This is a genomic window from Streptomyces sp. AV19, from assembly GCF_015999245.1.
Lineage (GTDB): Bacteria > Actinomycetota > Actinomycetes > Streptomycetales > Streptomycetaceae > Streptomyces.
In genome coordinates this window covers 1-3,977 of the sequence record NZ_JAEAMR010000029.1, presented here as the reverse complement: position 1 = coordinate 3,977, position 3,977 = coordinate 1, and the positions used below count along the sequence as shown (strand labels likewise).

Here is a 3,977-nt window from a genome sequence, read left to right as displayed (position 1 = left end):
GGGGTGCAGGGGCGAAGCCCCGCTCACCGCGCGGAGCGCGGTCCGGGCCCGGGGCTCGCCCCGGAAGAAACGGTGAAAGTGGGGGTGCCCCCTCTGGGGGAGGGGCCGGGGCAAACCCCCCTACGCCGCGCGCCCCCGCCGCAGCAAACTCGCTATCGGATGCCACGACTCCGTCTCGACCTCCGGCATCGTGCGCCACACCAGCCCCTCCGGGTGGTACAGCGCCGCGCTGATCTCGTCCGGCGACGGCGGCTCGCTGTTCCCGCGCAGGTACACCGCCCGGAGCCCCAGGTTCCGGACGCGGGTGAGCGCGCGCGCCCGGTTGGCCGCGTGGACCAGGACCCGTACCCGCCCCCCGGGCGGCACCGCTCCGTCGCCGGGCGGACTCGGAAGGGACAGGGCGACGACCACACTGCCGTCCGGGAGCTTGACGAAACCACCGCCTGCCATATGCAACCACCCTCCGCCGGAACACTCCGTGTCAATAAGAGGACACCTCTGAACGCATCCAACCGCGATCCCCGGCACCCCGCCAGGGGGTTCCGAAAAGAGGCGGTTGACCTGCGGAAATACCACACTCCGAGTGGATGATCAGCGTCCGTTCCCGCCCCCGGGGGAACCCCGCCGACGACCGCTCCCCCACCACGGTGTCAGTAACGCGGGCGCGCCCCCGCCCGCTCCCGTCCCGCGCCGCGACCCCGCGCGACCTCACCGTCCGTCAAGGGCGCGCTTATCGGCGGTTCCCCGAGGGCAGACAGGACCGTAGAGTCTTTTTGCGGTACGTACGTGTCGGCTCTGCACCCCACCATCCCCCCCGAGGACGGATCCCGTCATGCCGCGTCCGACGTCAGCACAGATCGCCTACGGCTCGGCCACCGTTGTCCTGTCGACCCTCGCCATGCTCCTGCTGACGAGGACGAGCTCGGTCGCCGGGGTCGCCGTCGTCGCCCTGGGCGCCCTCGCGCTCGGGCTCGTCGTCGCGGCCGCCGTGCCCGTCTCCCGCAGGAGCCCGCGGACGGTCGCCGGGAGCTCCCGGGTTCCACGGCAGCGCGCGGGGTCGGCGCCCGCCCGGGTGGGCGAGCACTCACTGCACGGCTGAGACCACGACCGTCTTCGCCGCCTTGTCGTGGATGCACTGCTGGTACGGCTTGTCCCAGGTGCACCAGAGGACGTTGATGAGCCAGAAGACGAAGCCGCAGCAGGGCACGATCCACGGCAGGCAGTAGACCGCCGCCCGGATCCAGCCGGGTCCGTTCTGCGGGACGGCACCGTTCTCCAGCACGGCGACGCGGATCTGCATGGCCATCTTGCCGACCGTCTGGCCGCGGGCCGACAGCATCAGCCCCTCGTAGACGAAGTAGACGATCGCCACGAGGACGGTGAGGCCGGTGTTCTTGGTGTTGTCCCGGTAGGGGTCCCAGTGGTCCCAGGTGAAGGCGGAGTAGACCAGGCTGACCGGGATCGAGACGATCAGGAAGTCGATGACCCGGGCGACGAGCCGTCGGAAGCGGTTGGCGAGCGGCGGCATGCCGGCCAGCGGGTCGGTCGCGCCGCCCGGGCCGCCGTAGGGACCGCCGGGGCCCCCGGTGTCGTACGGACCGCCGGGGCCGGGCCCCCCGCCGTACTGCCCGCCGGGATAGGGGCCGCCCGCGGGCGGTCCGTTGCCGGGCGCGTGCCCGTACGGCGGGAGGTCGCCGGGCGGCTTCTGGCGGAACGGGTCGTCGTCCTGCGGCTGGTCCGTGCTCATGGCCCGAGTAGAACCCGGCGGCCGGGCCGCCGCATCCGCCCGTATGCCGTTCGAGTTGCCCGCGCCGGCGGTCAGGCCCCGCCGGAGGCGACGAACGTCCGCGCCGCCTTGTCGTGCCAGCACTGCCGCCAGGGGCGGTCGAACAGACACCACAGCACGCCCAGCAGACCGACCGCCAGGAGCCCGGGCAGGCTGTAGACCAGCCAGCGGCGCAGGGCGGCGCCGAACGACGCGGTGTCGTGCGACCCGATGTCGAGGACGCGCACGCCGCACAGCTTCTTGCCCAGCGTGCGGCCCCACTTGGCGGTCGGCAGCACCTCGTAGAGCACCCCGCCGAGCAGCAGTGCGGCCAGCACGATCGCCAGGTAGGTGCCGGTGGTCCCGTCGAGGAGCCAGACGGTGACGGTCTGGCCCGAGCGCTTGGCGCGGTCGACCTTCTCGTCGATGTGCTCGACGGAGCTGTTCCACAGCGGCACGGCGAGGGCGGCGAGGGCGCCGCCGAGGACGGCCGTGTCGACGAGCCGCGCGGCCAGCCGCCGGCCCAGGCCCGCGGGGCGGCCCTCCTGGCGCGCGGCCTGGAGGAAGGGGTTCTCCGTCGGCGGCTTCCAGGGCGCGGGCACCACGGTCTCGCGGACGGCCGGCTGCGCGGGCGCGGCCTGCGGGACGGGCAGGGGCTGCGCCGTCGGCAGCGGCTGGAGCTGGGCCTGCGGCTGGGGGTGGGGCTGGAGTTGCTGTTGGGACGGCACCTGCGGCGGGGCCCAGACGGCGGGGGCGGGCCGGTGCTGCTGCGCGGGGACGGGCTGCCGGGCCTCGTCCGGCCAGGCGCCCGGCGGCCGGGCCGAGGAGAGCGCCGACGGCCCGTGGTGGATCTGCGGCGCGGCGGAGCCCGGTGCGGGCTTGCGGCCGCCGAGGTCCATCGTGCCCTCGCGGGCGGGCGCCACGGGGGCGGCGGCGTCCGGTGCGCGCGGGTCGCGGACGGCGGGCACGGACGGGCCGTCGCCCCACGCGGCGGGCTCGCGACGCGCGGGCAGCTCCTCGTCGAAGAACACCGGCCCCGTCTCGTCCCGCCCCTGACCGGCGGGCGGCCGGTGCACCTCGGGGCGCGGGGACGGCGGGACGGGCGCGGCGAGGGCGGGCAGCGGCGCGGCGGGCAGGCCGGGCGGCGGCCCCGGCATGGGCTCGCCCTCGGCGGGGGCGGGCCGGCTGGTGCCCGGGACCCAGGCGGTGCCGCTCCAGTAGCGGATGTAGCCGGGAATGGACGGGTCCGGGTAAAAGCCTTGGCGGGGGCTGCCGTCGGCGGATCCCGGGATGGGTGCGCTCATGGTCTCCGGTGTCCCGTATCTGTTCGGCCGTGCTGGGATATCAGGCAGTCTGCCGCACTGGCGTGGTGTCCTGTGTACCGCTCCGGGTCCGGTGCTCGCGACGGCGGGCGCACATCCATGTGACCTCTATGCGCAAAAGGCAACCCAGGGCGCAGCCAACAGGTCTACCAGACGGCCTCCCTCTGCGTGGACGTTACGCCGACGGGACCACTCACACGTGCGACCGGGAGGCGCCGCGGTGCGAAGTCGCGTCATGACGCGGGGCCGATCCGCTCTGTCCAGGTGCGGGCCCGGTCGCGAGGCCCGCGCAGCGGGCAGAGGAACGAAAGAGGGCGCACTTCATGCATGCCGTGGTGGAACGAGACCTGGAGATGGACCTGGTGCTGGAACCGGGGCGCAGCATTCCGGTGCCGGCGCGGCTGAGCTACCGGGCCGACGACCCGTACGCGGTGCGGATCGCCTTCCACGTGACGTCGCGGACGCCGGTCAACTGGACGTTCGCGCGCGAGCTGTTGGCCGAGGGCGTGCACCGGGCCTGCGGTTCCGGGGACGTACGGGTGTGGCCCGGCTCGTCCGGCGGGCGGACGGTGGTGTGCGTGGCGCTGTCGTCGCCGGACGGCGAGGCGCTGCTGGAGGCACCGGCCCGGGCGGTGCGCACGTGGCTGGAGAGCACGCTGCGACTGGTGGAGCGGGGCGCGGAGGGGAAGTGGCTGGCGCTGGACGAGGGGTTGCGGGAGTTGCTGGGGGCGTAGGGCGTGGCCGGGAGCGGGGGCCGGGGCGGCGCCCGGGGCGGGCCCCCGCGCCCCCGGGGCCCCCCCCCTGGCCCGCCCCCCCCCCCCCGGGGTGAGCCCGCCCCCGGGGGGGGAGGCCCCCGTGGTGCCCCCGTGGGGCGCCCAAGCCCCCCGGGC

5 protein-coding genes are annotated in these 3,977 nt (G+C 75.1%); 2 read left to right on the top strand and 3 right to left on the bottom strand.

The annotated features are described in order from the left end of the window. Positions 1 to 120 precede the first annotated feature (120 nt). Positions 121 to 450: a hypothetical protein gene (locus tag I5Q34_RS32650; RefSeq protein WP_199896123.1), complete on the bottom strand. Its 330-nt coding sequence runs from the start codon at positions 448 to 450 to the stop codon at positions 121 to 123. A gap of 382 nt (positions 451 to 832) precedes the next feature. On the opposite strand from I5Q34_RS32650, the gene I5Q34_RS32645 reads away from it, so the two are divergent. Continuing rightward, positions 833 to 1,099, top strand: a complete 267-nt coding sequence (locus I5Q34_RS32645) for a hypothetical protein (protein ID WP_199896122.1) — start codon at positions 833 to 835, stop codon at positions 1,097 to 1,099. Here I5Q34_RS32645 and I5Q34_RS32640 read toward each other — a convergent pair. Together I5Q34_RS32640 and I5Q34_RS32635 are read right to left on the bottom strand one after the other, a co-directional pair. Next, the gene (locus I5Q34_RS32640; RefSeq protein WP_199896121.1) at positions 1,085 to 1,747 is read right to left on the bottom strand and encodes an RDD family protein; all 663 of its coding nucleotides are present in this window, start codon (positions 1,745 to 1,747) and stop codon (positions 1,085 to 1,087) included. The two genes, I5Q34_RS32645 and I5Q34_RS32640, sit on opposite strands and share 15 nt — an antisense overlap. Before the next feature lie 71 nt (positions 1,748 to 1,818). Then, positions 1,819 to 3,069, bottom strand: a complete 1,251-nt coding sequence (locus I5Q34_RS32635; RefSeq protein WP_199896120.1) for an RDD family protein — start codon at positions 3,067 to 3,069, stop codon at positions 1,819 to 1,821. A 341-nt stretch (positions 3,070 to 3,410) separates the two neighbouring features. Here I5Q34_RS32635 and I5Q34_RS32630 point away from each other — a divergent pair, with 341 nt between their 5' ends. Beyond that, a complete protein-coding gene (locus I5Q34_RS32630; RefSeq protein WP_199896119.1) occupies positions 3,411 to 3,821 on the top strand; it encodes an SsgA family sporulation/cell division regulator in 411 nt (136 codons plus the stop codon). The last annotated feature ends 156 nt before the right edge of the window (positions 3,822 to 3,977 follow it).

What these genes read in the sequence shown, in the direction of transcription:
- I5Q34_RS32650 (WP_199896123.1), bottom strand. Translation starts at nt 450, where the DNA reads ATGGCAGGCGGTGGTTTCGTCAAGCTCCCGGACGGCAGTGTGGTCGTC.
- I5Q34_RS32645 (WP_199896122.1), top strand. Translation starts at nt 833, where the DNA reads ATGCCGCGTCCGACGTCAGCACAGATCGCCTACGGCTCGGCCACCGTT.
- I5Q34_RS32640 (WP_199896121.1), bottom strand. Translation starts at nt 1,747, where the DNA reads ATGAGCACGGACCAGCCGCAGGACGACGACCCGTTCCGCCAGAAGCCG.
- I5Q34_RS32635 (WP_199896120.1), bottom strand. Translation starts at nt 3,069, where the DNA reads ATGAGCGCACCCATCCCGGGATCCGCCGACGGCAGCCCCCGCCAAGGC.
- I5Q34_RS32630 (WP_199896119.1), top strand. Translation starts at nt 3,411, where the DNA reads ATGCATGCCGTGGTGGAACGAGACCTGGAGATGGACCTGGTGCTGGAA.